General features: G+C 73.3%; 25 protein-coding genes and 1 pseudogene. 13 read left to right on the plus strand and 13 right to left on the minus strand.

The window, feature by feature from the left end; genetic code table 11:
- Window positions 1-5: 5 nt before the first annotated feature.
- The gene (locus tag EV383_RS19705) at window positions 6-404 is read right to left on the minus strand and encodes a tautomerase family protein (RefSeq protein ID WP_242623211.1); all 399 of its coding nucleotides are present in this window, start codon (window positions 402-404) and stop codon (window positions 6-8) included.
- Between the two features lie 121 nt (window positions 405-525).
- Here EV383_RS19705 and EV383_RS19710 point away from each other — a divergent pair, with 121 nt between their 5' ends.
- Entirely contained in the window at window positions 526-984 is a 459-nt protein-coding gene (locus tag EV383_RS19710) for a hypothetical protein (RefSeq protein WP_130291275.1), read from the plus strand.
- 9 nt (window positions 985-993) lie between these two features.
- Here EV383_RS19710 and EV383_RS19715 read toward each other — a convergent pair whose 3' ends face one another.
- The 3 genes from EV383_RS19715 to EV383_RS19725 form a co-directional block, all read right to left on the minus strand.
- A complete protein-coding gene (locus EV383_RS19715) occupies window positions 994-1,371 on the minus strand; it encodes a YkvA family protein (RefSeq protein WP_130291276.1) in 378 nt (125 codons plus the stop codon).
- A gap of 84 nt (window positions 1,372-1,455) precedes the next feature.
- Entirely contained in the window at window positions 1,456-2,490 is a 1,035-nt protein-coding gene (gene dmpG / locus EV383_RS19720) for a 4-hydroxy-2-oxovalerate aldolase (RefSeq protein ID WP_130291277.1), read from the minus strand.
- Entirely contained in the window at window positions 2,487-3,389 is a 903-nt protein-coding gene (locus EV383_RS19725) for an acetaldehyde dehydrogenase (acetylating) (RefSeq protein ID WP_130291278.1), read from the minus strand. The genes dmpG and EV383_RS19725 overlap by 4 nt, the downstream gene beginning before the upstream one ends.
- 223 nt (window positions 3,390-3,612) lie before the next feature.
- Between EV383_RS19725 and EV383_RS19735 the strand changes: the two genes are divergently transcribed.
- Complete coding sequence (locus tag EV383_RS19735; protein WP_207223588.1) at window positions 3,613-5,253, plus strand: thiamine pyrophosphate-binding protein; 1,641 nt, start codon at window positions 3,613-3,615, stop codon at window positions 5,251-5,253.
- Between the two features lie 79 nt (window positions 5,254-5,332).
- Entirely contained in the window at window positions 5,333-5,890 is a 558-nt protein-coding gene (locus tag EV383_RS19740) for an NADAR family protein (protein WP_130291279.1), read from the plus strand.
- On the opposite strand, the gene EV383_RS19745 is transcribed toward EV383_RS19740, so the two are convergent.
- Both EV383_RS19745 and EV383_RS19750 read right to left on the minus strand, forming a co-directional pair.
- The gene (locus EV383_RS19745) at window positions 5,874-6,761 is read right to left on the minus strand and encodes an SCO6745 family protein (protein WP_242623212.1); all 888 of its coding nucleotides are present in this window, start codon (window positions 6,759-6,761) and stop codon (window positions 5,874-5,876) included. The genes EV383_RS19740 and EV383_RS19745 overlap by 17 nt on opposite strands.
- Window positions 6,762-6,792: 31 nt before the next feature.
- The gene (locus EV383_RS19750) at window positions 6,793-7,137 is read right to left on the minus strand and encodes a hypothetical protein (RefSeq protein WP_130291280.1); all 345 of its coding nucleotides are present in this window, start codon (window positions 7,135-7,137) and stop codon (window positions 6,793-6,795) included.
- A 393-nt stretch (window positions 7,138-7,530) separates the two neighbouring features.
- Here EV383_RS19750 and EV383_RS19755 point away from each other — a divergent pair, with 393 nt between their 5' ends.
- Entirely contained in the window at window positions 7,531-8,157 is a 627-nt protein-coding gene (locus EV383_RS19755; RefSeq protein ID WP_207223589.1) for a PadR family transcriptional regulator, read from the plus strand.
- Between the two features lie 65 nt (window positions 8,158-8,222).
- Here EV383_RS19755 and EV383_RS19760 read toward each other — a convergent pair whose 3' ends face one another.
- The 3 genes from EV383_RS19760 to EV383_RS19770 form a co-directional block, all read right to left on the minus strand.
- Window positions 8,223-8,618 carry an SCO5389 family protein gene (locus tag EV383_RS19760; protein ID WP_130291281.1) on the minus strand — a complete coding sequence of 132 codons (396 nt, stop codon included), beginning with the start codon at window positions 8,616-8,618 and terminating at the stop codon, window positions 8,223-8,225.
- A 27-nt stretch (window positions 8,619-8,645) separates the two neighbouring features.
- A complete protein-coding gene (locus EV383_RS19765; RefSeq protein WP_130291282.1) occupies window positions 8,646-9,614 on the minus strand; it encodes an ATP-binding protein in 969 nt (322 codons plus the stop codon).
- A 110-nt stretch (window positions 9,615-9,724) separates the two neighbouring features.
- The gene (locus tag EV383_RS19770; protein ID WP_130291283.1) at window positions 9,725-11,026 is read right to left on the minus strand and encodes an MFS transporter; all 1,302 of its coding nucleotides are present in this window, start codon (window positions 11,024-11,026) and stop codon (window positions 9,725-9,727) included.
- 180 nt (window positions 11,027-11,206) lie between these two features.
- Between EV383_RS19770 and EV383_RS19775 the strand changes: the two genes are divergently transcribed.
- The gene (locus tag EV383_RS19775) at window positions 11,207-12,151 is read left to right on the plus strand and encodes a proteasome assembly chaperone family protein (protein ID WP_207223590.1); all 945 of its coding nucleotides are present in this window, start codon (window positions 11,207-11,209) and stop codon (window positions 12,149-12,151) included.
- A 74-nt stretch (window positions 12,152-12,225) separates the two neighbouring features.
- Here EV383_RS19775 and EV383_RS19780 read toward each other — a convergent pair whose 3' ends face one another.
- Entirely contained in the window at window positions 12,226-14,571 is a 2,346-nt protein-coding gene (locus EV383_RS19780; protein ID WP_130291285.1) for a transketolase-like TK C-terminal-containing protein, read from the minus strand.
- A 153-nt stretch (window positions 14,572-14,724) separates the two neighbouring features.
- Between EV383_RS19780 and EV383_RS19785 the strand changes: the two genes are divergently transcribed.
- The 5 genes from EV383_RS19785 to EV383_RS19805 all read left to right on the plus strand — a co-directional run bounded on the left by EV383_RS19785 (window position 14,725) and on the right by EV383_RS19805 (window position 21,497).
- The gene (locus tag EV383_RS19785; RefSeq protein ID WP_130291286.1) at window positions 14,725-15,213 is read left to right on the plus strand and encodes an Lrp/AsnC family transcriptional regulator; all 489 of its coding nucleotides are present in this window, start codon (window positions 14,725-14,727) and stop codon (window positions 15,211-15,213) included.
- Window positions 15,214-15,253: 40 nt separating this feature from the next.
- Window positions 15,254-16,075 carry a DNA/RNA non-specific endonuclease gene (locus EV383_RS19790; protein ID WP_207223591.1) on the plus strand — a complete coding sequence of 274 codons (822 nt, stop codon included), beginning with the start codon at window positions 15,254-15,256 and terminating at the stop codon, window positions 16,073-16,075.
- 22 nt (window positions 16,076-16,097) lie between these two features.
- Window positions 16,098-17,426 (plus strand): serine hydrolase domain-containing protein, encoded by a 1,329-nt coding sequence (locus tag EV383_RS19795; protein ID WP_130291287.1) that lies wholly within the window; start codon window positions 16,098-16,100, stop codon window positions 17,424-17,426.
- Window positions 17,427-17,608: 182 nt separating this feature from the next.
- On the plus strand, window positions 17,609-19,480 hold the full coding sequence (locus tag EV383_RS19800) for a BCCT family transporter (protein ID WP_130291288.1): 1,872 nt from the start codon (window positions 17,609-17,611) through the stop codon (window positions 19,478-19,480).
- A gap of 274 nt (window positions 19,481-19,754) precedes the next feature.
- Window positions 19,755-21,497: a hypothetical protein gene (locus tag EV383_RS19805; protein WP_130291289.1), complete on the plus strand. Its 1,743-nt coding sequence runs from the start codon at window positions 19,755-19,757 to the stop codon at window positions 21,495-21,497.
- Window positions 21,498-21,525: 28 nt separating this feature from the next.
- Here EV383_RS19805 and EV383_RS19810 read toward each other — a convergent pair whose 3' ends face one another.
- The 3 genes from EV383_RS19810 to EV383_RS19820 form a co-directional block, all read right to left on the minus strand.
- A complete protein-coding gene (locus EV383_RS19810) occupies window positions 21,526-22,491 on the minus strand; it encodes an NADPH:quinone oxidoreductase family protein (RefSeq protein ID WP_165438409.1) in 966 nt (321 codons plus the stop codon).
- 89 nt (window positions 22,492-22,580) lie between these two features.
- Window positions 22,581-22,886, minus strand: coding sequence for a hypothetical protein (locus EV383_RS19815; RefSeq protein ID WP_130291291.1), 306 nt, complete (start codon window positions 22,884-22,886; stop codon window positions 22,581-22,583).
- A gap of 150 nt (window positions 22,887-23,036) precedes the next feature.
- Entirely contained in the window at window positions 23,037-23,468 is a 432-nt protein-coding gene (locus EV383_RS19820; protein ID WP_130291292.1) for a hypothetical protein, read from the minus strand.
- Window positions 23,469-23,800: 332 nt separating this feature from the next.
- On the opposite strand from EV383_RS19820, the gene EV383_RS19825 reads away from it, so the two are divergent.
- The 3 genes and pseudogenes from EV383_RS19825 to EV383_RS19835 all read left to right on the plus strand — a co-directional run bounded on the left by EV383_RS19825 (window position 23,801) and on the right by EV383_RS19835 (window position 25,487).
- Window positions 23,801-24,337, plus strand: coding sequence for a hypothetical protein (locus tag EV383_RS19825; RefSeq protein ID WP_130291293.1), 537 nt, complete (start codon window positions 23,801-23,803; stop codon window positions 24,335-24,337).
- A 100-nt stretch (window positions 24,338-24,437) separates the two neighbouring features.
- A pseudogene (locus tag EV383_RS19830) lies at window positions 24,438-24,902 on the plus strand (Y-family DNA polymerase); the annotation flags it as partial.
- Between the two features lie 99 nt (window positions 24,903-25,001).
- Window positions 25,002-25,487 (plus strand): hypothetical protein, encoded by a 486-nt coding sequence (locus EV383_RS19835; RefSeq protein ID WP_130291295.1) that lies wholly within the window; start codon window positions 25,002-25,004, stop codon window positions 25,485-25,487.
- Window positions 25,488-25,885: the final 398 nt, after the last annotated feature.

The following is a 25,885-nucleotide window of genomic DNA, read 5'->3' on the forward strand; positions in this document are numbered from 1 at the left end:
CCCGGTCAGGAGTCGGCGGCCGCCCGGGCGTCGATCTCCTGACGGCGGGCGGCGCCGGCCGGGACGCCGCCGATCCCCCAGTCGTCCGGGTCGACCGGGACGATCCGGCCGCGGACCGAGGACCGCGGGACGCCGAGCACGTCGACGATCAGGTCGGTGAAGTCGGCGAGCAGCCGGTGCCGCTGCGCTACCGGACGTCCGGCAAGCACCAGCGCGGTGAAGTAGGGCGCCTCGACGCCGGGCTCTCCGCCGGTGGACCACAGCTGTGGCGGGTGCAGCTGCGCGAACGCGCGCACCCGTTCCACCGGCGACTCGAGCACCGCCGCGTAACGCTGCGTCAGCCCGGCGAGCAGTGTCGAGACCTGTCCGGCGGGATGCCGGCCCTCCAGGAGGTGAACCGTCACGATCGGCACACCCGGGGACTCTAGGGCCGGACCACCGGCGCCGTCACCACCGAGTTCGCCCCCTCCGAACGCCGTGCCGGTCGCGCGGAGTGGATCACCGTCCCGATACGATCGCGGCCTGATGCGTTCGTCTCGGCGGTACTGCCTCGCCCTCCCGGCCCTGCTGGTCGCGGTCCTCGTGCTGTCCGGGTGCGGAAGCTCCGTCGCCGACCGCGGCAGCTCCCGCACGGTGACGACGACGCAGGCCCGCGCGGTCAGCCCGTTCTGCGAGGCCGTCGACCGGAGCAGCGCAGCCGCGCGGCCGGTCTCCACCCCCGGACGGCGGGTCGACGACATCACCGCCGTCGCCGACGAGGTCCGCGCCGCCAACCAACAGGTGACGGCCCTGGCGCCGCAGGAGCTGCGTGCCGACTTCGAGCGCGTGAACGGGCTGATCGAGCGCCAGCTGCGGATCCTCGAGGCCAACGGCGGCGACACGTTCGCCCTGGCCCGCGACCCGGACGTCACCCGCGAGGCCAACGACCCCGCCTACAACGAGGCGTCGGACCGCATCAACGACCATGTGCGCGCCACCTGCTGAACGGCCCGCTCAGCGGGGCAGCTCGTCGATGATCGTCGGACGGTGCCGCTGCCAGCCCAGGTAGCGGTCCGCCTCGACCAGCAGCGCGCCGCCGAGCCACATCGCCATCACGGCGTCGTCACCGAGCCCGAACACCGTCAGGAACGCCTCGGGCACCAGGTCCACCGGCGAGACCAGGTAGAGCACCGCCATCGCGAACAGCGCGAGACGGCCCTTGCCCAGGTGCGGGTACCGCCCGGCCGCGGCGTCGCCCACCATCCTCGGCAGCGCCTGCAGCCGCTCGGAGGTCCCCGGCTCACCCGGGCGTGCCTTGCGGGACAGGGCGCGCCAGAGCGCCCGGAACGCGGCGATCCGGCGTGGCGCGGTCAGAGCCGTGGCAGCCTTCATGTCCCGTGCAACGCCCGCGGAGTCCGGTTCGTTCCACGTCCGCACCCGCGGACGGCTCCCCGGCCACGGACCCCCGTCGAGAGCTCAGCCCTGCTCCCGCCCGGCGGCGAGCGTGATCGCCACGTCGATGATCATGTCCTCCTGCCCGCCCACGAGCCCGAGCTCGCCGCAGCGGCGCAGGATCTCGTGCGTGGGCACCTTGTAGCGCTCGGCCGCGGCCTCGGCATGCAGCAGGAACGAGGAGTAGACGCCGGCCCAGCCCTGCACGACGGCGTTGCGGTCCATCTTCGGCCAGCGGTTCAGGTACGGGCGGACGACGTCCTCCGCGGCGTTCAGCAGCCCCATCACGTCGAGCCCGGTGTCGACGCCGAGCCGGTCGAACACCGCGGCGAGCACCTCCGTCGGCGAGTTGCCCGAGCCCGCCCCGAGCGCGCACAGCGACCCGTCGATGTAGCGGACGCCGACCTCCTGGGCGATCACCGAGTTCGCGACACCGAAGCTCATGTTCTGGTGGCCGTGATAGCCGACCCAGGCCTCGTCGCCGACCTCGGCGAGCAGCGCCTCGAACCGCGCCCGTGCCTCGTGCATCAGCAGCGCGCCCGCGGAGTCGGTGCAGTACGGGGCCTGGCAGCCGGCGTCGACCATGATCCGGGCCTGTCTCGCCAGGTCGTCGGGCGGCGTGCGGTGGGCCATCATCAGGAACCCGGCCGTCTCCATGCCCAGGTCGCGCGCGGCCGCGAAGTGTTGCGGGGACACGTCGGCCTCGGTGCAGTGGGTGGCGACGCGCACCATGTCGGCCCCGGCGTCGCGGGCCCGCTTCAGGTCGTCGACGGTCCCGATGCCGGGCACGAGCAGCACCGCGATCTTGGCCTGGCGTGCCTCGTCGCGGGCGGCGGCGATGAGCGTCATCTCGTCGGTTCCCGAGAAGCCGTAGTTGAACGACGAGCCGCCGAGGCCGTCGCCGTGGGTCACCTCGATGACCTCGACACCCGCCCGGTCGAGCGCGCGCACGGTGTCGCGGACCTGGGTCTCGGTGAACCGGTGCGCCATCGCGTGGCTGCCGTCGCGCAGGGTGGTGTCGACGATCCGGACGTCGTGGAGCAGCTCCGGGCGGCTCATGCGGTCGCTCCCAGCTTCGCCTCGGCCATCAGCTCGCCGACGCGGGCGGCCGCGGCCGTCATGATGTCGAGGTTGCCGGCGTACTCCGGCAGGTAGTCGCCGTTGCCCTTGACCTCGAGGAACACCGCGACCCGTCCGTTGCCGCGCCAGCTGTCCCGTGGGTCGTCGAACTGCGGTTCGGCGCGCAGCGTGTAGCCGGGCACGTACTCCTGCACCTCGGCGACCATGTCGTGCACCGAGCGGGTGATCGCGGCGTGGTCGGCGTCGGGTCCGATCATGGCGAACACCGTGTCGCGCATGATCATCGGTGGCTCGACCGGGTTCAGGATGATGATCGCCTTGCCGGTCTCCGCTCCGCCGACCTCGGCGACCGCGCCGGAGGTGGTGTGGGTGAACTCGTCGATGTTCGCCCGCGTGCCGGGCCCGGCCGAGCGCGAGGAGACCGAGGCGACGATCTCGGCGTAGGGCACCGGCGTCACCCTCGACACCGCGTGCACCATCGGGATCGTCGCCTGCCCGCCACAGGTGATCATCGAGACGTTCGGGGCGTCGATGTGGTCGCGCAGGTTCACCGGCGGGCAGACCATCGGGCCGAGGTGCGCCGGGGTGAGGTCGACGGCCTGGATACCGGCCTCGGCGTAGCGCGGCGCGTTCGCCGCGTGCGCGCCGGCCGACGTCGCCTCGAACACGATCTGCGGCAGCGGGTCCTGGCGCAGCAGCCAGTCCACGCCCTCCGCGCTGGCCGCGACCCCGGCGTCGCGGGCCCGGGCCAGACCGTCGGACTCGACGACGCCGACCATGTAGCCGACGTCGATGACACTGCTGCGCTGCAGCTTGGCCAGCAGGTCGGTGCCGATGTTGCCGGGCCCGACGATCGCGGCCGTGACCTTCTCGCTCATGGCCACGAGGATGCCGCCGGCACCGCATCTCCGGTACTGCGGCGTTCCGGTGAGCGGAACCCGGGCGGTCGGTCGCGGATCGGCCCGGGACACGCGCGTTCTAGTGGCTGGCCAGGTAGATGTCGCGCAGGACGCCGGTCTCGGTCCGCATCTCGGCCAGGCGGTGCCGCACCACGTCGCCGGGATCGACCGCGCCGGCCCGCCACGCCCTACGGTCGTTCCCGTGGATCAGACGCGGACCGTCGCCGACGACGTGCTGGACGTCCTGCGCACCGCGGGCGCGACGACGGTGTTCGGCCTGCCCGGCGTGCACAACCTGGCGTTCTTCTCGACCGGTCCGGGGTCGCCGGTGGTGGTCCGGCACGAGCAGGCCGCGACCTACGCCGCCGACGGATGGGCGCGGCGCACCGGTGCGCTCGGCGCCGCCGTCGTCACCACCGGGCCGGGCGCGACGAACGCGCTGACCGGGTTCGGCGAGGCCGCCGCGGCCGGGTCACCGGTCGTGCTCGTCGCGTCCGAGATCCCGCAGCGCCTGCGCCGCGACGGTCGGCTGCGCGGGGTGCTGCACGAGTCGCGCGACCAGGCCGCGCTGTTCGCGCCCCTGGCCAAGGCGGTGTTCTCCCCGCGCACCCCGGAGGAGACCGCGCGCGACATCCGTCTCGCCACGGCCCTCGCCCTGGCCGCACCCCGCGGTCCGGTGTACCTCGACGTCCCCGCCGACGTGCTGCCCGTGGACGCCTTTGCTCTGCACACCCCGACGCCTCCACCGCCCGGCGCCCCGTCCCCGGCGGCGACGACGTCCGGTCCGGGTGCGCAGGTGCACGGCACGCCCGACCCGTCGTCGCGCTCCGCGGCGGCCGACCTGTTGCGCGACCGCTCCGTCGTCGTGTGGGCCGGGGCGGGGGCACTCGACGCCCCGACCGGGATCGCGGCCCTCGCCGCGCACCTGGGAGCACCGCTCGTCCCGTCCTTCCACGCCCGTGGCCTGCCCGGCGCGGTCGGCGTCCCGCCGCACGAGCCGGAGGTCGCCGCGATGATCGGCTCGGCCGACGTCCTGCTCGCCGTCGGCGGCGACCTGGACGGGATGAACACCCGCAACTGGACGATGCCCCGCCCGCCGGTGCTGCTCACCGTCGACGCGGCCGAGCCCGCCGACCCTCCGGAGTGGACGGCCGACGCGGCGCTCACCGGACCCGTCGCCGCGCTCCTGGACGACCTGCGGGCGGCGGTCCCGTCCCGCGAACCGTGGTGGCCCGCCGACGTCACCGCGCGCGTCCGCACCCGCCTGCGCGACGACCCGGCCTCGGCGGAGGCGTTCGCGCTGGTCGAGGCCGTAGAGACGGCGACGGCGACCGGTGCGGCGCTCGTCTGCGACATGGCCGTCGCCGGGTACTGGGCGGGTGGTTACGCGCGCGTCGCCGGTCCGCGCGGGCTGGCCTACCCGGTCGGCTGGGGCACGCTCGGATTCGGTCTCCCCGCCGCGGTCGGCGTGGCCGCGACCGGTGTCCCCACGCTGGCCGTGGTCGGCGACGGCGGTCTCGCGATGGGTCTCGGGGAGCTGGCCACCCTCGTACAGGAACGGCTACCGGCGACGGTCCTCGTCGTCGACGACGCCGGCTACGGGATGCTGCGCTACGACCAGGACCGGGCCGGTCACCCGCACGCCGGGGTCGACCTGCACACCCCCGACCTGCTCGCGGTGGCCGTCGCGTTCGGGATGGCGACCACCGACGTCGCGACGATCGGGCTCGAGCTCGCCACCGCACTGTCCGACGCTCTCGCCTCCGGCGCACCGCACCTGGTCCGCGTCGGCGCGCGCCTGCTCCCGCCGCGTACGACGTCCCCGCGCTGGAGCGAGGAGTGACTCGGGCCGATGGACCGCGAACGCCGGGTCCCGGTCGTGCGGACCGTACGTCCACCGGCGAACGCCTACCCTGGTCCTCGTGCTGCCCCGCGACCGGACCGAGCTCCTGACCGCGATCGAGACCGGCAGGGCCTTCTCCTACCTGCCCTTCTACGGCCAGACCGCCGAACCCGGCGTGCCCGCCGGGCCGTGGGTGCTCAGCCAGTGGTGGCCGGCCGCGTTCACCGTCGACGGCCGGACCTACCCCACCGCCGAGCACTGGATGATGGAACGCAAGGCCGACCTGTTCGGCGACGCCGAGACCGGCGCCCGGGTCCTCGCCGCCGGCTCCCCCGCCGAGGCCAAGCAGCTCGGGCGCGAGGTCCGCGGCTTCGACTCCGGCGTCTGGCGCGAGCACCGGTCCGGGATCGTCGTGCGCGGCAACGAGGCCAAGTTCGGCCAGGACGAGGTGCTGGCCGGCTACCTGCGCTCGACCGGCGACGCGGTGATCGTCGAGGCCTCCCCGGTCGACCGGGTGTGGGGCGTCGGCCGCGCCGTCGACGACCCGGCCGCGGTCGACCCGCGACGCTGGGACGGGGAGAACCTGCTCGGCTTCGCGCTGATGACGGTCCGGGACGGGCTCACGGCCCGAGCGTGAGCCCGACCGGGTTGCCGGCCGGGATCTCGCCGCTGCGCACCACCGCCCCGGTGAGCGGACCGAGCAACGCCGCGAGCTCCTCGGTCCCCTCGGCGCCGAGCGCCTCCCACGGGCCGGTCGCGGCGGCGTCGGTGAGACGTTCGACCTCCGCGTGCTCGCCCGAACCGGCGTCGGTGAGCGATCCGGCGTCGTCGAGCCATCCGCGCCGCTGCAGGGACGCGACGGCGGCGGACCACTCCTCGTCGGGCCACCGCCGCGCCAGCCGCATCCGGTCGGGATCGCTCTCCCCGGACGCGGTCTTGACCAGGTGTGCCTCGAGCGGGCCGATCCCGCGGGCGAGGAGCACCGCGACGTGCCCGTCGCCCCGGTGCTCGCGCAGCGTCGTGCAGGCCTGCCACACCGCGGTCAGCGGGTCGGAGGAGCGGGGAAGGTCGAGGTTCGCCCCGGCGAGTACCCGTCCTGCACAGTCGGCCCCGGCGACGGCATCCCACGCGAGGTCCGCGGCCCGCCCGAGGTCGACGGCCGCAGCGGCCTGCCCCGCGAGGCGCTGCAACGCTGCGACGGAACCCCGCTCCCGGGCGGCGACGGCGCGCTCCGGAGTCGTGAACGTCCAGGCGTCGGGCAGCGCGCGTGCCACCCGGTCGCGATGGAACCCGTGGAACGCCGCCGTCACCGCTCCCGGGCCGACCGCTCCGAGCGGGGCCGCCCGCAACGCGAAGTAGCCCATCCAGAACCCGCGCAGGCCCAGGTCGTCGGCGGCCGCGCGGCACTCCGGGGTGAAGTAGACGACGTCGTGCAGGGGCTCGTAGATCTCCCAGAGCCTGCGCGCGGTCGCGCCGTCGGGAGCGGGGTCGGCCGGGGTCGTCACCACGGACCCACCTCAGCGCGGCACGCCCCGGACGTCAACGGCGTCTCGCGCGCTCCGCACGCCGCTGTCGCCGGCGGGTACGGCTCCGGCGCGCGTCCACGACCAGCAGGGTCGTCACGCCGACGCCGGCCGCGCCGGCCGCGTACGGGGCGGCGGCGCGCGCCTTCGCCACCAGCCGGGCGCGCAGCGCCGCCAGTCCCTCGACGAACCGGTCGATGCTCTCCGACAGGTCGTCGCGCGCCTGCTCGACCTGCACGACGTGGTCGTCCTGGAGGTCCTCCACCCGCGCCCGGATCTCCCCCGGCGACAGGTCCGTGACGTCGATGACGTGGTGACCGTCCTCGACGACCACGTCCTCCTCGCTGTGCCGACCGGCCACCGCGCACCTCCCCGTACCCGGGGCCGGCACCGGCGCCGTCCCACCCACCGTCCATTGAACGCCGGATCCGTACCCCCGGCACGGGAGACGGACGGTTTCCCCACGAAAAGTCGTGGTTGCATCGTGAGCAGTCGCGATATATCGTGATGTCACGCGAGCCGATCGACGAGGGAGGCTCACCACGAGAGGAGTACGTTCATGAACTCCATGAACACACCATGGGAAGACGGTCCCGCACGGGGACCGCACGGCCCCCACCAGCACGGACCCCACCAGTACGGACGCGGTCGCGGAGGCCGCAGGGGCCGTCCGCCGTTCGCGGCGATGGCAGCAGCGCTCGGCGAGGCTGCGATGGCGGCGGGGATGACGGCGGGGATGACGGCAGGAGAAGCGATGAGCGAGGGTCCCGACGACGACAACCGGCGCGGTCCCCGTGGTCGTGGTCACCGTAGGGGCGGCCCGCACGGCCGTGGCCGCGGTGGCCCCGGAGGCTTCGGCCCGGGCATCCCGCCCGGCCCCTTCGGCCCCGGTTTCCCGCCCGGTCCCCCGCGCGGCTTCGGCCGGCGCGGCGGGCGGCGCACGAACCGCGGTGACGTCCGCGCGGCCGTCCTCGCCGTCGTCGCCGAGAACCCCCGGCACGGCTATGAGATCATCCAGGAGATCACCGAGCGCTCCGGCGGTCAGTGGAAGCCGAGCCCCGGCTCGGTCTACCCGACGCTGTCGCAGCTCGAGGACGAGGGACTGGTCCGGGTCGAGAAGACCGAGGGCCGACGCGTCGTGCACCTGACCGACTCCGGCACCGCCTACGTCGCCGAGCACCGCGAGGAGCTCGACGCCGTGTGGGCGTCCTTCGACGCCGAGACCGACGACGACCCGGCCGTGCTGCTCTGGCAGGAGCTCGGCCAGCTGCACGCCGCGGCCCAGCAGGTGATGTCCGCCGGCACGCCCGAGCAGATCGCGACGGCGACGGCCTCGATCACCGAGGCCCGCAAGTCGATCTACCGGCTGCTCGCCGAGTAGTCACGCACGAACGACGACGGCCCGGTCCCCCTGGGTGAGACCGGGCCGTCGTCGTCGGTACGGGGTCAGCAGTCGCGCAGCTCCGGGGTCTGGTTGAGCACCTGACCGCGCGGCGAGATGAACTCGCGGTAGATCTCCGAGTCCACCGCGGCCGGCGCGAACGCCGCGACGCGGTGGCAGTTCTGGAACGCCAGCACGACGCCGAAGTGCCGCTCCAGGGCCCCGCGGATCGCGTTGCTGGCCAGGGCGCGCAGCAGCTGCCCGCGCTCGGCCTCGGACGGCGGCGGGACCTCGTGCTCGCCGAACGCCGCGTCCGGGCGGTCGGTCCGGTCGGCGGCCGCGGCCGAGACGACCGTCCAGGCGTACGGCAGGGAGTCACGGACGACGGCGACGAACTGCTCGTCGTCCATCTCGCGGCGCTGTGCGGCGTCGATGACCGCGGTGGGGACGTCGAGGGACATGGTGGACCTCCTGGTCGGTGGGGCGGCTCAGGCGCGGGACTCGACGAGCCCCGGGACGAAGTCCGGGTCGACCTGTTCGGCGAGGTCGACGCCGGTGGCGCGGTTGGCCCAGGAGTGCGCGTTGCGCAGGTGGAACGCGACCGTGTCGCGGTGGTAGGCGGCCCAGTCGCGGGTGCGGGCGTCGAGGTCGGCGAGCAGGACGTCGCAGGTGGCGGCGTTCTCCGGCTCCAGCTCGGAGACCGGGCGGGCCCGGCCGCGCTCGGCGGCACGCACCCAGGACGACTGCCCGAGCCACCCGACCATCGCGTCGCCGACCTCGGAGCGCAGGTACTCGACGTCCTCGACGCCCTCCGCTCCCGGAGCGATCTTGTTGCCGAGCACACGCAGCGCGACGTCGTGCGCGGCCGCGTGCTCGGCGTACTGCTGGTACACCCCGACGCCGCGCCGGGTCGGCTCGCAGACCAGCACCGTCAGGTCGAAGCGGGTGAACAGTCCGGAGGCGAACGCGTCGGCACCGGCGGTCATGTCGACCACGACGTACTCGCCGGGCCCGTCGACGAGGTGGTTGAGGTAGAGCTCCACCGCACCGGTCTTGGAGTGGTAGCAGGCGACGCCGATGTCGGACTCGGTGAACTCGCCGGTCACCAGGTAGCGGACGTCGCCCTCGACGCGCGAGAGGCGCTGCAGCACCGCGTCGTCCGGGGCGAGGCCCAGCATCCGCGAGCCCGGCCCGGGCGGCGTCGTCTTGATCATCTCGGCGGCGGAGCCGATCCGCGGGTTGTCGCCGCGCACGTGGTCCTTGAGCCAGGCCATGTCCCCGGCCAGCGACGGCGGGGGCGTGACGTCCGGGTCGGCCCCCAGCGCGACGCCGAGGTGCTGGTTGATGTCCGCGTCGATGCCGAGCACGGGCGCCCCGGTACCGGCGACGTGCCGGGCGAACATCGCCGCCGTCGTCGTCTTCCCGCTGCCGCCCTTGCCCACGAACGCGATCCGCACCGCTTGCCCTCCGTCACTGTTCGACTACGACGGTAACGGTATCCGTTCTCACTATCGAGTGATCCATCCGGGGGATCGCCCGGGCGATCGTCGAAGGGACCACCGGCGGATCAGCGGCCGGCGACCTTCCGGCGGCGCTCCCGGGACAGGGCCTCGCGCAGCGGCGGCACGACCACGCCCTCGGCGGCCAGCGACCGCCGCGCCCGCACCCGGGCGACGAGAACGCCGACCGTGGCCAGCGCCCAGATCGGGTACTGCACCGTCCAGGCCGCCCGGAACGCCTCCGGGGTGAAACCGCCGAGCAGGCCCAGCACCGCGCCGACCCCGAGCGTGACCAGCAGCGACGCGGTGAACCCTCCGACGTTCACGATCCCGACCGCGGTCCCCCGCCGGTGCCCGGGGTTGAACGTGCGTGCGTAGTCGAACCCGACCGCCGAGCACGGCCCGTTGCAGGCCAGGACGATCACGAGCAGCACCAGCAGCCACAGCGGCGCCGGCGGCGGGAGCAGCAGCACCGCCGTCCAGGCTCCGGCCGTCACCGCGATCACGCCGAGCACCAGCCAGGACCGGCGCAGCGGGTGCCGCGCGGTGAACTCCCCGAACAGCGGCCCGGCCACCGCTCCGGCCCCGACCAGCACGGTCAGCAGGACGCTCGCCGCCGTCGGGGACATCCCCTGCCCGGCCACGAGGTACGGCACGCCCCAGAGCAGGGAGAACACCATCCCGGAGAACTGGGTCCCGGCGTGGGTCCACAGGCCCAGGCGGGTGCCGGGTTCGCGCCAGGAGGCCTTCAGCCCGTCGATCACCTCGCGCGGGCCGGCGGCCGGTCCCGGGGCCGGGGCACCCGGCGGGCGGTCGGCGAACACCGCGGTGACCGCCACCGCGGCGACGACGCCGAGCGCGGCCGCGGACAGGAACGCCGGCGTCCACCCGGCGCCGTGCAGCACCGTGGCCAGCGGGATCGCCGAGAGCACCTGCCCGAGCTGACCGAGCAGCGCCGTCAGCTGCGTCATCAGCGGCACCCGCCGCGCCGGGAACCAGGCCGAGACGACCGAGAGCACGCTGATGAACGTCAGCGCGTCCCCGACGCCGACCAGCACCCGCGCCGCGATCGCCAGCGGCAACGACGTCGCCAGCGCGAGCATGACCTGGGCGATCGCCATCGTCAGCGCCCCGACGAGCACGAGCCGGCGCGCGCCGAAGCGGTCGAGCAGCAGTCCGACCGGAACCTGCAGCGCGGCGTAGACCAGCAGCTGCAGCACGATGAACCCGGAGAGCACCGCCGGGGCGGCACCGAAGCGGTCGGCGGCGTCGAGGCCGGCGACGCCGAACGAGCTGCGTTGCATGACGCCCACGAGGTAGGCGAGCAGACCGGCGGACCAGACGAGATAAGCGCGACGTGACGGCGGCATAGGGGCCTCATCATCGCCCGGCCGGCGCCGGTCACGGGGATTCTGCGGGGCGCCTCACTCTGTGATGTCCATCGGAGACTCTCGCCAGGGCCTAGGGTCGGGTGACGCCGTGGCTCGCGAGACGACCACAATCACGGCGGGCGGGAGCAGCCCTCCCGCGTCCGCAACGCACGGAGGTACGTGGTGCTCGACCCCGCTCAGCTCTACGAGGTGGACCCGGACGCCCCGCACCTGCCCGAGCCGGTCCTGGTGGTGGTGCTCGACGGGTTCGTCGACGCGGGCAACGCGGGCGCGCTCGCCGTGGAGGCGCTCAAGGAGGGCCGCGAGGCCGTCCCGGTCGCCCGCTTCGACATCGACCAGCTCGTGGACTACCGCTCACGCCGCCCGCCGCTGCGCTTCGAGACCGACCACTGGGCCGGCTACACCCCGCCCGCGCTCGACGTCGTCGCGCTCACCGACACCGGCGACACCGGTTACCTGCTGCTGTCCGGCCCGGAGCCGGACACCCAGTGGGAGCGGTTCGTCGCCGCCGTCGGCCTGCTGGTCGAGGAGTTCGGGATCCGTCTGGTGATCACCCTCGGCGGCATCCCGATGGCGGCGCCGCACACCCGTCCGATCGGGGTGACCGCGCACGCCACCCGCACCGAGCTCGTCTCCGACCACACGCCGTGGTTCACCACCGCGGAGGTGCCGGGCAGCGCGTCGGCGCTGCTGGAGTACCGGCTCGGCCAGGCCGGGCAGGACGCGATGGGCTTCGCCGTGCACGTGCCGCACTACCTGGCGCGCTCGGCCTACCCGCAGGCCGCACGGATCCTGCTCGACCACGCCGGTCTCGCGGCCGGGCTCTACCTCCCGACCGAGGAGCTCTCGAAGGCCGCCGAGCAGGCGGAGAAGGAGATCGCCGAGCAGGTCGGCGAGTCCGAGGAGGTCGGGCAGATCGTCTCGGCGCTGGAGGAGCAGTACGACCAGGTGATCGCCGCCCGCGAGGACGGCGGGCTCGGCCAGGGCCTGGGCGGCGAGCTGCCCAGCGGCGACGAGCTGGCCGCGGAGTTCGAGAAGTTCCTGTCCGACTCCGCGCAGGGCAAGCCCGAGACCGACGACCCGCCGCACGAGCCCCCGGCATAGGGCCTCCGGCCCGTGCGCGGATATCACTGCCCTGGCAGCGATATCCGCGCACGACCTGAGGCCGGGCAGGCGTCCTACAGCAGATCAAGCGCCGCCGAGACGACGGCGTCGGCGTCGATGCCGTGGTGGCGGTAGACCGAGGCGAGGTCGCCGGACTGCCCGAACCGCGTCACGCCCAGGTGCGTGGCCCGGACCTGGTTGACCCCGCCCAGGAACGCGAGCGTGTGCGGGTGCCCGTCGAGCAGCGTGACCAGCGGCGACGCCCGCCGCGCCGGGAACGCGGCGTCGAGCACCCACTCCTGCGCCGGTCCGGGCACCGGGCGCCCGGCGCGGGCCTGCACGGCGTCGAAGAGCAGGCCCGGGCTGGTCACGACGACGACGTCGGCCGACGTCCCCTGCTCGGCCAGGCGGTCCGCGGCGGTGAGCGCCTCGGTGACCATCGCGCCCATCACCGCGATCGTCAGGTCCGGACGCTCGCCGGACGCACGGCGGATCGGGTACGCCCCGGCCACGACCTGCTTGCGGCGGCGCTCCCGCGCGGCGGGATCCGACGGGATCGCGGCGAGGGCCTGCTCCACCGGCCGGGTGGACAGGCGCAGGTAGGCCGACGTCCCGTCCGGGCGCCCGAGCCGGGCCAGCGAGGCCAGCAGCGTCCACTCGACGTCGATCGCGAACGCCGGCTCGTAGGTCACGCAGCCCGGCTGCTCCAGCCCCACCGAGGGCGTGGTGATCGACTGGTGCGCCCCGCCCTCCGCGGCCAGCGACACCCCGGACGGCGTGCCGACCAGGATCGACTGCCCACCGGCGTAGATCCCGAACGACCACGGCTCCAGCGCCCGCTCGACGAACGGGTCGTAGAGCACCCCGATCGGCAGCAGCGGCTGGCCCCAGCGCGACCACGTGGCGCCGAGCTCGCCGAGCGCACCGACCAGGTTGCCCTCGGCGATACCCAGCTCCAGGTGCTGGCCGGTGGGGCGCTCACGCCAGTGCAGGATCGTCTCCGGATCGTCGTCGAACCAGTCCTTGCGCTCGGCGGTCGACCAGACGCCGACCTTGTTCACCCAGCCGCCGAGGTTCGTCGACGACGACACGTCCGGGCACAGCGTCACCACCCGCGACGACGCCTCCGGGGCCTCTCGCGTCAGGTCGAGCAGGGCCCGGCCGAGCGCGGCCTGGGTGGTGGCGCGCCCGCTCGGGGTGCGCCCGATGTCGGTCGGCAGCGCCGCGACCTCTCCGGTGCCGTTCGGCGGGCGGGTCAGCCGCTGCGCGGTGTCGGCGCACAGCCGCCCGGCGTCGGAGTCCGGGGCGAAGCGCTGCCACGGGTCGTCGAGGGACACGCCGACGTCGGCGGAGAGCTGCTGCATCTGCGGCTCGGTGAGCAGCGAGCCGTGGTTCTGCGGGTGCCCGGCCGTGGCCAGGCCGTAGCCCTTCACCGTGTAGGCCAGGATCACCGTGGGCCGGGTGTCGTCGATCTCGCCGAAAGCGTCGCCGAGCGCGGCGATGTCGTGCCCGCCCAGGTTCCGGACGGCGGCGAGCAGCGTCTCGTCGTCCAGCCCCGACACGAGCTCGGCGAGCTTCTCGTCTCTGCCGATGCTCGTTCCGCTGTCGCTGCTCTCGGTGCCCGGCAGGCGGTCGCGCACCTCCGCGGCGTCGCAGCGCAGCAGCCGCTGGTACTCCGGGTTCTGCATGCCGTCGATCCGGGTGCGCAGCGCGTCACCGCCGGGCCGGTCGAACAGCTCGTGCAGCAGGTGCCCGTACTTGACCGTCAGCACCTGCCAGCCCGCGGCGGCGAACATCCCCTCGATCCGCGGGGCGCCGATGTTCGGCACGACCCGGTCGAGGCTCTGCCGGTTCAGGTCGACGATCCAGACGACCTCGCCCAGCTCGGAGACCATCGGGTCCAGGATCGCCTCCCAGACCGCGCCCTCGTCCAGCTCCGCGTCCCCGACCAGCGAGTACTGCCGCCCCGCGCTCACGCCACCGAACCGCGACGACACGTAGCGCCGGGCCAGCGCACCCCAGATCGGCGCGGTCGCCCCGATCCCCACCGAGCCGGTGGAGTAGTCGACCGGGTCCGGGTCCTTCGACCGCGACGGGTAGCTCTGCAGCCCGCCGAACTCGCGCAGCGTCGTCAGGTACTTCTCGTCCAGCTCGCCGAGCAGGTAGTTGATGGCGTGCAGCACCGGCGAGGCGTGCGGCTTGACCGAGACCCGGTCGCCGGAGCCCAGGTGGGAGAACCACAGCGCCGTCATGATCGTGGCCAGCGACGCGCTCGACGCCTGGTGCCCGCCGATCTTGAGCCCGCTCGGGTCCTTCCGGTTGCGGTTCGCGTGGTCGATGATCGCCGTCGAGAGCCACAGCACCCGCCGCTCGACCTCGCGCAGGACGTCGAGCTCGGTCGTGGTGGCGGCGGTGCTCATCGTCGTGACTCCTCCGTCTCGGCGACGTACGCGGCGACGTACGCAGGTTGCCCGATCAGCACACCATCACGAAGATCGGTGCACAAGCGGAGCCGCCGCGACCGTGCAGACTGCCCGGTCCACCCCGCTCCGACCACGACGGGAGCGCGCAGAGTGCACACCGATCTCGACGCCCACGACGCGCAGCTGCTGCTCGCGCTCACCGAGCACCCACGCGCCACCGTCCTCGCCCTCGCCGACCGGATCGGCCTCTCCCGCAACACCGTCCAGGCCCGCCTGGCCCGGCTCGAGCAGCGCGGCGTGCTGGGCACGTTCGAGCGGCGCATCGACCCCGCCGCGCTGGGCTACCCATTGACCGCGTTCGTGACGGTGCGGGTCGTGCAGCGCGAGCTGGCCTCGGTCGCGGCGGCGCTGGACCGGGTCCCGGAGGTGCTGGAGGTGCACGGCATGTCCGGCGAGGAGGACCTGCTGGTGCATGTCGTGGCCACCGACACCGACGACCTCTACCGGATCGCCGGGCAGCTCCTGGCCACCGACGGCGTCGAGCGCACGACGACGTCGCTGGTCATGCGCTCGCTCGTCGGGTTCCGGACGGCGCCGCTGCTGCACCGGCTGGCGGGGGCCGACGAGACGTCGCCGTGACGACGCCGGGTGTTCACCCCCGACGTCCTACGGTCGTCGGGTGAGCTCCCCCGCACCCGCCGGCTTCAACCCGGACTTCCTCGGCGTCACGACGCCGATGCCCACACTGCCCGGCACCACGACGGTCCCGCTGACCTACACCCACTTCTCCACGCTGCACCGCCCCGACCGGCGCCTGGCCGCCGCGACCGCCGTCGGGATCGACGGGGCCACGCTGCGCAGCGTGGAACGCGAGGACGACTGGCGTCTCGACGAACGGATCCCCGCCGACCAACAGGCCGGCGAGGAGATCTACGCCGACAACGACCTCGACCGGGGTCACCTGGTCCGCCGCAACGACCCCGTCTGGGGGACCCCGGCCGAGGCGGAGCAGGCCAACACCGACACGTTCTGCTTCACCAACGCCGCCCCGCAGGCCGCGGACTTCAACCAGGACAAGGAGCTGTGGGCGGGCCTGGAGGACTACCTGCTCGACAACGCCGGCGACAACGACCGCAGGCTCGTCGTGTTCACCGGCCCGGTCCTCGACGACGCCGACCCCGTCTACCGCGGGCTGGCGATCCCGCTGCGGTTCTGGAAGATCGGCGCGTTCGTCACCGGCGGGGTGCTCGGCACGACGGGGTACCTGCTCGACCAGACCGCCCAGGTCGGCGACGTCACCGGGCGGGCCGAGGGCGACCCGCCACCGCTCGGGCCCTACCGGACCTTCCAGGTCCCGGTGGCCCGGATCGGCGAGCTGACCGGACTGGAGCTGGGCCCGCTCGTCGCCGCCGACGCACTCGCCGCACCCACCCCGGCCGGGACCGGGGACCGCCGCCTCACCTCCTACGCCGACATCGTCCTGCGCCCGGCCCCGGAGTGATCGGGTACTAGCGTGGGCTCCCGTGGCCGAACCGCTCCCCTCCACCGCCCGCACCCTGCTCGCCCGCGTCGCCCGCGCCCAGCGCGACGGGCGCGTCCCGTCGCTGGTCGCGGGACTGATCCGGGACGGTGGCCTCGCCTGGTCCACCGGGCGCGGTGACCTGACCGAGCCGCACACCGACGTCCAGTACCGCCTGGGGTCGATCAGCAAGACCATCACCGCGGTGACGGTGCTGCGGCTGCGCGACGAGGGCCTGCTCGACCTCGACGACGCCCTGGACCGGCACCTGCCCGGCACCCCGGTCGGCGACCGCACGATCGGCCAGCTGCTCGCGCACCTGGGCGGCGCCGGGTCGGAGAGCCCCGGCGGCTGGTGGGAGCGCACCCCCGGCGGGACGCTCGAGGAGCTCGGCCTCACCGAGGCCGACCGGGTGCTGCCCGCGGCGCGGCGCTTCCACTACTCCAACCTCGGGTTCGGCCTGCTCGGCGAGCTCGTCGCCCGCTCCCGCGGACGCGCCTGGGCCGAGGTCGCCCGCGACGAGGTGCTCCTCCTCCTCGGCATGACCCGCACGACGCCGCGTCCGGAGGGGTCGGCGGCGCAGGGGTACGCCGTGCACCCGTGGGCCGAGACGGTGCTCGTCGAGCCCGAGCACGACGCCGGGGTGATGGCCCCCGCCGGGCAGCTCTGGGCGACCGCGACCGATCTGGCCCGGCTCGGCGCGTTCCTGCTCGGCGACACCGGCGACGTGCTCGCGGAGGCGACGGTCGAGGAGATGACGCTGCCCGCCGGGGTCGACTCCTCGAACCCCGGCTGGATGGCCTACGGGCTCGGGGTGCAGGTCATGCGTCCCTCCGAGGGGGTCACGCTGGTCGGGCACGGCGGGTCGATGCCCGGGTTCCTGGCCGGGCTCTGGGTCGACCGCGAGGAGCGGACCGGCGCGCTGGCCATGGGCAACACGACCTCCGGCCTGGACGGTGGGCTGCCGGCGGCGATGCTGGCCGACGTGCGCGCGGCCGAGCCCCGGATCGTCGAGCCCTGGCGCCCCGAGGCGTCGCCGGTTCCGGCCGAGCTCCTCGGTCCGTGGTTCTGGGGCCCGTCGCCGTACGTCCTGCGCGCGGTGCCCGGCGGGATGCTGCACCTGGGCGGTCTGGGGCGGCCCGGACGGTCCTCACGGTTCCGGCCCGGGCCGGACGGGACGTGGGTCGGGCTCGACGGCTACTTCGCGGGAGAGACGTTGCGCCTCAGCGACACCTCGCTGAACCTGGCGACCTTCGTCTTCACGCGGACCCCCTACGACCCGGCGGCGCCGGTCCCGGGCGGCGTGGACCCGAACGGTTGGCAAGATCACTGACGAGGCGGTCGAGACCGAATCGTCACCTTTGTCGACAGGCCCCTGACCTGCACGAATAATCGGACGATCCGCCCATCACGGCGACAAGGCGAAGAAATTTACCTACACTCTTCGGACAATGCGCGCTTTCTTTGTGAACAGTGACCGGGGAGGGGGGAACGCCCGATGGGGCGTATCCAGCCATGACACAGACTGAGCCACACCACAGGGCCGCGGAGCCCGCACCGGACGGTGGGAGCGGCCGCTCACGCACCGACTGGACGATCTTCGGGGTCGGTGCCGCACTCGTCCTCGTCTTCCTGCTCTGGGGCCTGTTCGGCAGCGAGTCGCTGTCGTCGACGGTCAGCGTCCTGCTCGAGGGCCTGATCCGCGGCGGCGGATGGGGCTTCATCCTGGCCGCGACCGGGTTCGTGGTCTTCGCGCTCTGGCTCGCGTTCAGCCGCTTCGGCAAGATCCGCCTGGGCACCGACGCCGAGCAGCCCGAGTTCCGGACGGTGTCCTGGATCGCGATGATGTTCTCGGCCGGCATGGGCATCGGCCTGATGTTCTTCGGCGTGAACGAGCCGCTGTCGTTCTTCACCACGTCCGTCCCGCCGGGTGCGGCGCAGCCCGGTTCCACCGAGGCCATGCAGGTCGCGATGGCGACCTCGCTGTTCCACTGGACGCTGCACCCGTGGGCGATCTACGCCGTCGTCGGCCTGGCCATCGCCTACTCGACGTTCCGCAAGGGCCGTCGTCAGCTGATCAGCCAGGCGTTCATCCCGCTCATCGGTAAGCGGGCCGCCGAGGGCGCGATCGGCAAGGCGATCGACATCCTGGCCATCTTCGCCACCCTGTTCGGCTCGGCCGCCTCGCTGGGCCTGGGTGCGTTCCAGATCGCCGGCGGCATGCAGACCACCGGGATCACCGACTCGCAGCCGGGACCGGCCGTCCTGGCGATCATCATCGTGGTGCTCACCGCGGCGTTCATCCTCTCCGCGGTGTCCGGCGTGGCCAAGGGCATCCAGTGGCTGTCGAACATCAACATGGTGCTGGCCGGGCTGCTGGCGCTGTTCGTGTTCGTCGTCGGCCCGACGGTGATCATCCTCGACCTGATCCCGACCTCGATCGGCGCGTACTTCTCCGACTTCTTCGAGATGGTCGGCCGCACCGAGGCCACCGGCGGCGCGCCGATGCTCGACTGGCTCAGCTCCTGGACGATCTTCTACTGGGCGTGGTGGATCTCCTGGACCCCGTTCGTCGGCATGTTCCTGGCCCGGATCAGCCGGGGCCGCACGATCCGCGAGTTCGTCGGCGGCGTGATCCTCGCGCCGAGCCTGGTCAGCCTCGTCTGGTTCTGCATCTTCGGCGGCACCGCGATCACGCAGGCCCAGGGTGGTGCGCAGTTCTCCGAGGACTCCAACGTGCAGCTGTTCCAGGTGCTGCAGCAGTACCCGCTCGCCACGTTCACCGGCCTGCTGGTGATGGCGCTGGTCGGCATCTTCTTCGTCTCCGGTGCGGACGCGGCGTCGATCGTCATGGGCACGCTGTCGCAGCGCGGCACCATCGAGCCCAGCAAGTGGATCGTCATCTTTTGGGGCTCGGTGATGGGCGCGGTGGCCGTGCTGATGCTGGTCACCGGGGGTGAGGACGCCCTGTCGGGCATCCAGAACCTGACGATCCTGATCGCCGCACCGTTCGTCGTGATCATGGTCCTGCTGTGCTTCGCCCTGGCGAAGGACCTGCGGCGGGACCCGATGATGCTGCGCGACGAGAAGGGCGCCGAGGTCATCGAGCAGGCCGTCGACTACGCCACCGAGCGCCACGGCCACGACTTCTACCTCCGGGTGCGCGCCTTCCCGGAGGACGCCCGGGAGTCGTCCGGCGGCAACGGGAACGGCAACGGCAACGGTCCGGGGAACGGCCCGGGCACCGGCCCCGGCTACACCATGACCGAGCCCGGCGACGCCTTCGCCGAGGAGGCTCCGCCCGCGGAGACCACCGACGAGAAGGCGGCCAAGGCCGAGGGGGAGGCCCCGGACAAGCCCGGACGGGCTCCGGTGGCCGGGGACTGAGTCCCGGTCTCACGACCGACGACGGCCGGGCGCGGGGAGACCACGCCCGGCCGTTCTCGTCCCACCGGGGCGTAACGGCGGGACAGGATCCACCGATCCGGTGGAGGTGACAGGTGTGACCCGCGGCGGTCACGGTCGTTGAGGAGAGGAGCCCCGGGACACGACACCGGGCAGCACCCCGCGAGAGGGTCGGTGATGATCGCACGCACGGCGTGGCGTGAGGATCGGCCCCCTCGGACCCGAGATCACGGAGGGACCTGACACAGTGGGCCGAATGCGTCTCGTGTTCACCCCCGGGGACGACCAGGGGTACGCCGAGGCCCGGAACGGACTACTCGAGCAGTTCCACGTCTGGGCCCGGCGCCACCGGGTCGAGGTCGACATCGCCCTGGTCGCGGCGGCCGTCGACTACAAGTACGCCCGCGACCGTCGCCTGGGCCGCTGGGCCCGCTCGCACGTCGCCGACGCGCTGGGCATGTGGTTCCCGCGCAAGGTCACCGTGCTCGAGCCCGACGACGTCCCGCCCGCGTTCCACGCCCTGATCGACTTCCTGGCCGCGCACGACTGGCTCGACCCGCAGTCGGACTCCCCCGACGCGCTGCACGAGCAGGTGCGCCACTCCACTCCCGCCCTGCACGACGGCATCGCCGACGAGCGCAACTACGACCTCGGCAAGTTCTGGGGCGTGCAGCTGCACCGCCACGGCGTGGACCCGGCCGACCCGTCGGCGGTCCAGCGCTTCCTGAACCGGGCCGGCTCCGGCGAGGCCGACGTCGACCGGCACGCCCTGGCCGAGATCATGCGCCGCGACGCCGACGCCCCCGCGCGCACCGACCCGACCCCCGAGCTTCCGCCGGTGCTGCTGCCCGGTGCGGCCACGCTGGTCCGCGCCGCCGAGCAGAGCGTCGCGCTGGACCAGCTGCGCAAGCTGACGCGCTGGGTCCGGGCCGGTCGCCGCCTCACCTCGGACGGGCGCCTGAACCGGGCCGACGCGCTCGACCTGGCCCGGCACCTCGAGCTGGACCACATCTACCGCGAGAAGGCCCGCACCAGCGACGACCTGCCCGAGGTCTCGTTGCTGCTGCGCTGGGCCCGCGCGGCCCGGCTGGTGCGCCCGGTCCGCGGGCGGCTGCTGCCGGTGAAGAGCGCCGCTCCGGTGCTGAACCGGCCGATCGAGCTGTGGCAGCGGGTGTTCGAGTCCGTCGGGCGCCTCGGCGACAATCTCGGCGGCACCGACGTCTTCGGCGCCCCGTCACTGTTCGGGATGTCGCTGGCGCAGGCGTTCCCCATGCTGTGGGTCAGCCTCTACGCCGCCGGCGGCGGCCCGATCCCGCTGGAGCGCTTCCACCGGCTCGTGCGCGACACCGTCAACGCCGACTGCGGCTGCGTCGTCGACGACCTCGCCGGGGACGTCGAGCAGCGGCTCTGGCGCCGCGACGTCACCGCGCTGCTGGACGCGATGGAGCTGCTCGGCGCGATCGAGCTGGGCGAGACCCTGGACTCCGACGAGCTCGACGGCCTGGTCGAGCTGGCCCAGCGCGAGGACCCGGACCCGACGGTGGTCACGCTGACCCCGATGGGCCTCTGGGCGGTGCACCAGCACCTCGTCGAGCAGGGCATGCACGTGCCCGCCCCGGGCGAGCTCGCCGACGAGGACATCGAGTACGTCTGCGTGCGCCTGTCCGGCGTCCGCACCGAGGTCGCCGAGGCCGAGCTGACGGCGTGGGCCGAGTCCCGCCGCCCGGCCGACGCCGCGCACGAGCTGGATCGCTTCCTGCGCCGCTGCGACGTCGCGAGCCACCGCGGCATGGCACTGCACGCTCTTGCCCAGACGGGACAGCCCGGACGGGCGGTGGCGCACCGCAACCGCCGTGGCGCTGCCGACAGAGGAACCGAGGGGCAGGCACCCGTCCAGCGGACCTCGTCGAGCTCGCCGCAGGCCGGGTCGGACGGGTCCGCTCCGGCGACACCACTCCCCCGTCCGGCCCTGCGGCGCGACCTCGAACCGACCGGCTGAGGTCGCGCCGGAGAGACCCGGGGTCGGCCTAGACCTCCAGGACGACCTTGCCGGTGACGACCCGGTCGTCGATCCGCGACAGCGCGTCGGAGGCCTTCTCCAGCGGGAAGCGCTCGCTGATCAGCGGGTCCAGCGCGCCGGAGACGATGTGCGGGGTCAGCTCGTCCCACTCGTGGGCGACGAAGCCCTCGCGGGGCAGCGCGAACGCGCCCCACCCGACGCCGCGGACGTCGATGTTGTTGAGCAGCAGCCGGTTGACCTTGACGGTCGGGATGTCGCCCGCGGTGAACCCGACGACCAGGAGCTTGCCCAGCGGGGCGAGGCTGCGCAGCGAGTCGGTGAACCGGTCGCCGCCGACCGGGTCGACGACGGCGTCGACGCCGGCACCGCCGGTGAGCTCCTTGACCGCGTCCTTGAACCCCTCGGCGAGCACGGTCTCGTGCGCTCCGGCGCGCCGGGCGGCCTCGGCCTTGGCCTCGGTCGAGACGACCCCGATCACCCGCGCCCCGAGCGCGGCGGCGAGCTGGACCACCGCGGTGCCCACGCCGCCGGCCGCGCCGTGCACCAGGACGGTCTGGCCCTCCTTGAGCTCACCCCGGGTGACCAGCGTGAAGTGCGCGGTCAGGTAGTTCATCGGCAGGCAGGCACCGGCCGCGAACTCCACCTCGTCGGGCAGCGGCAGCACCGCCCACTCCGGCACCGACACCGTCTCGGCGAACACCCCGGACATCGTGAACGCGACGACCCGGTCCCCGACCGAGTACCGGCTGCCCTCGCCGACCTCACGCACGGTGCCCGCGCACTCGGAACCGAGGGTGAACGGCGGGTCCGGCTTGTACTGGTAGAGACCCTTGGTCAGCAACAGGTCCGGGAAGTTGACGCCGGCCGCGGCGACGTCGATGAGGACGTGACCGTCCTCCCGCGTCGGGGGCTCGATGTCGTTGACCCGGACCGAGGACGGTCCTTCCAGCTCGACGACCTGCACAGCGCGCACGTGCGCTCCCTTCGATGGCGTGGCGGCCATCGAATCACGCGGCGGGGCCGTGTGCGGGTGGGGCCGTGCCCGTCACCGCCCCGGCGTCCTCACGCAGGCAGGGCGTCCCCGTAGCGCTGGGTGCGCGGCTCGCTGAGCGAGTCGCAGAGGTCGGCCAGCCGGTGGTCGATCTTGTCCTGCACGCGCTCCAGGGCGTCCAGCTCCAGCATCAGGTCCAGCGCACTGCGCGTGTCCTCGGCGCCGGCGAGCGCGCGGTCGAGCTCACCGCGGCGTTCGCGCGCCCGCTCGCGGCAGGCGTCCGCGGTGGCCTTGTGCGCGGCGAGGCGGGACAGCGCGGTCCCCTCGACGGTCTCGGACACCGACGCGACGCGTTCCTGGAGAAGGTGGGGGTTCACGGCATGACCTCGCAGGTGGTGGGACGGGGCCGCCCGGACGGAGCCGGGACGACGATCTGCGCGCAGCCGTAGTGACGGCCGCCACAACCACCGTAGACGATCATTTTGTGTCGCGCATCACGTTCATGCGCGCGGGGGTCCGAGAAGTGCTCAGCCCGCCGAGCGCTGCTGCGGGATGACGCTCCCGAGGGACTCGCGACGACGCTCGACGACGAGGTCGGTGGTCAGGTGGAAGTGCCCGCGCTTCGAGCGGCGGCACAGGTACGCCCGCTGCGGACGGCTCCCGAGGTGCTCCAGCTCGCGCGCCGAGGACTCGGCCGCGTCCCGGTCCGGGTAGATGACCTTGCCGTCGCTGCCGACGGCCTGGATCCGCGGGTCGCCCTCCAGCTCGCGCCGGCCGGGACGGCAGACCTCCGGGCGGCCGCTGCGCATCAGCCGCGCGTAGCGGACCAGTACACGGCCACGCTCGGCGTCGGCGATCCCGCGACCACCGGGCAGCGACTCCAGGCCCTGCACCGGTGTCCGCGCAGCCGGGATCATCCCGGGGTTCGCGGCCGGTGCGGTGTCGTACTGGCTGTCCATGTCGCCTCCACGCTGTCGTCATCTGTGGATCGCTGGGGACATCCTGCCTCGTTACCGCTCCCGGCGGAGTAGCACGATCGTGTCACGTACTCCCTCACTAATGATGATCGAGACCACGGAGAGTGAATAACTGCAGGTCGGCGCAGGGAACCGACCACTCGGCGGGACCGTTCACGATCACGACGTCATCCGGCCGGGTACATGACAGCTCTCCGCACTGTCCGGGGCCCCGCAACGCCGTATCCTGGGACTCCGATCCCCACACGGATGTCAACCCGTGTTCGGCGTTCCGTCCGGATCGGACGAGATCCGCGTGGCTCCGGGGGGCCCTCATGGCGATCCAGACCGACATCGGCGACGTCGGAGGGCTGCGCGACGGGCCCGCCTGGAACGACGTCCTGACCGTCTCGAACCTCGGGGCCGGCATCTTCGACGTCCGGTGGGACGTCCGGCCGCGCCTGCGCCGCTGGCTGGCCGGTCACGACCTCCCCTGCGCGTCGACCCGGGATCCGCACCTGCCGGCCGTCGACGCCTGGGCGCTGCTCGACGGCGGCGTCATCTCGGTCGCGTCGCTGGCGGTCGGCCCGCACGACCCGGACGCGGCCTGGCAGGTCCTCTCCCCCGGCATGCGGGTGCTCGGGTTCCGCGCCTTCCGGCTGCTCGTCGCCCAGCTCGCGCTGGCCGGCCCGGCGACGGTGCTGCCCGGCGAGCAGGTCACCGACCCGGACGCGCTGCGCGCCGAGTTCGAGAACCGCCGCGACGACGGCGCCGCCCGTGAGCAGGCGGAGCTGCTGGCCAGCTGCACCGACCGCTCGTCGACGCGCTGGGTCGCCGCCGTCCTGCGCAGCGGGCCCCCGGCCGGCCCGTAGCCACCCGGCACTGCTGCTCGTTCCGCCTGCGCTCCTCGGCGCGGATGCTCGTTCCGCCTACGCTCCTCGCGCGGATGCTCGTTCCGCTTACGCTGCTCTCGTGCCGCGCTGGATCCTGCACGTCGACCTCGACCAGTTCATCGCCGCGGTCGAGATCCTGCGCCGCCCCGAGCTCGCCGGGCGACCGGTCGTCGTCGGCGGGACCGGCGCGCCGGACGAGCGGGCCGTCGTCGCGACGGCGTCCTACGAGGCCCGTGAGCTCGGCGTCGGGTCCGGGACGCCGATGCGCCTGGCCCGGCGCCGGATCCCGGACGCGGTGTTCCTGCCGTCGGACAAGGAGGCCTACGAGGTCGCCTCGGACGAGGTCATGGACGTGCTGCGGGCCACCGGAAAGCCGGTCGAGGTGATCGGCTGGGACGAGGCGTTCGTCGGCACCGACGCCGACCCGCACGCCCTCGCCAACCGCATCCGCCACGACGTCGCCGAGACGACGCGCCTGTCCTGCGCGGTCGGGATCGGCGACAACACGCTGCGAGCGAAGACCGCCACCGGCTTCGGCAAGCCAGACAGCTGAGGTGACACACCTGTTTGGTGACGCCCCCACGTCTGGTGTTGGAGCACCAGCGGGGGACTTGACCGAAGACCTAGTGAGAGGTCGTGGCCCGTGAGCCAGCGTAGTGAGACCGCCGCCGTCGCGGAATCCCCAGAGCACATGCACCACCGTGAATGGTGCTTCATGGACGGTGAGTGCCACTCCGATCAGGAGTCAGTGATGCACCAGTCGGTGACTTCGTCGGTGATTGTGAGCAACAACGACGCTCCGGTCCAACAGGTAGATGTCTCGACGCACCAGTTCTTCGGACTCGGCGGCACCAGTACGGTCATCGAGTCGACGCCTACACCTCAAGTGTGGTTGCGCGCTCACAAGACGGACGGCCTGGATCTGACGATCATCGAGGCCCGGCAGCTCGCGCAGGTCCTGATCAATCACGCGGACCTCGCCGCTGGCGCCGCAGCGGACCCGATCGACCGGGCCGCCACGCTGATCACGTCCATGCTTGGTCACACCGGCCGCGACGTGCACCAGCTCCACGACGCCCTGGTCCGATGGATCGACGTCATGGTCGAGGCAATGGCCAGCGCCAGATGATCGGGACCCCTGCGCCGATCGTGTCCAGCCGTCACCCCGCGTCGGCCGGCGTGCCCTCGGCCCGAGTGAACACCAGCGCCAGCACCCGGAATGTCAGTGCGGGCGTGCTACACCTCTTCACGTCGGTTGACCGCGCCGGAATGGCACGCACCGACTTTCTGATCGCTCGCCGCTGACCTGCGGCACTGAGCGCGAGGTGCACACAGGCCCTTCGTTGGCCGCGCACCTCCCCGCTGTTTCGACACTGGCCGATCTCTGGCCGTGGTGTGGCAGGTCAAGGATCGCGCAGCGACCGCGCAGCGGCGCCCGAACGGGCGTCCTTTACCTGACGCAGCTCGGCTAGAACCGTCGGCCGGGGTCGGGACAGCAGAACCGCAACACCACGCCGCCAACCGGCG

It is taken from the genome of Pseudonocardia sediminis (assembly GCF_004217185.1).
Lineage (GTDB): Bacteria > Actinomycetota > Actinomycetes > Mycobacteriales > Pseudonocardiaceae > Pseudonocardia > Pseudonocardia sediminis.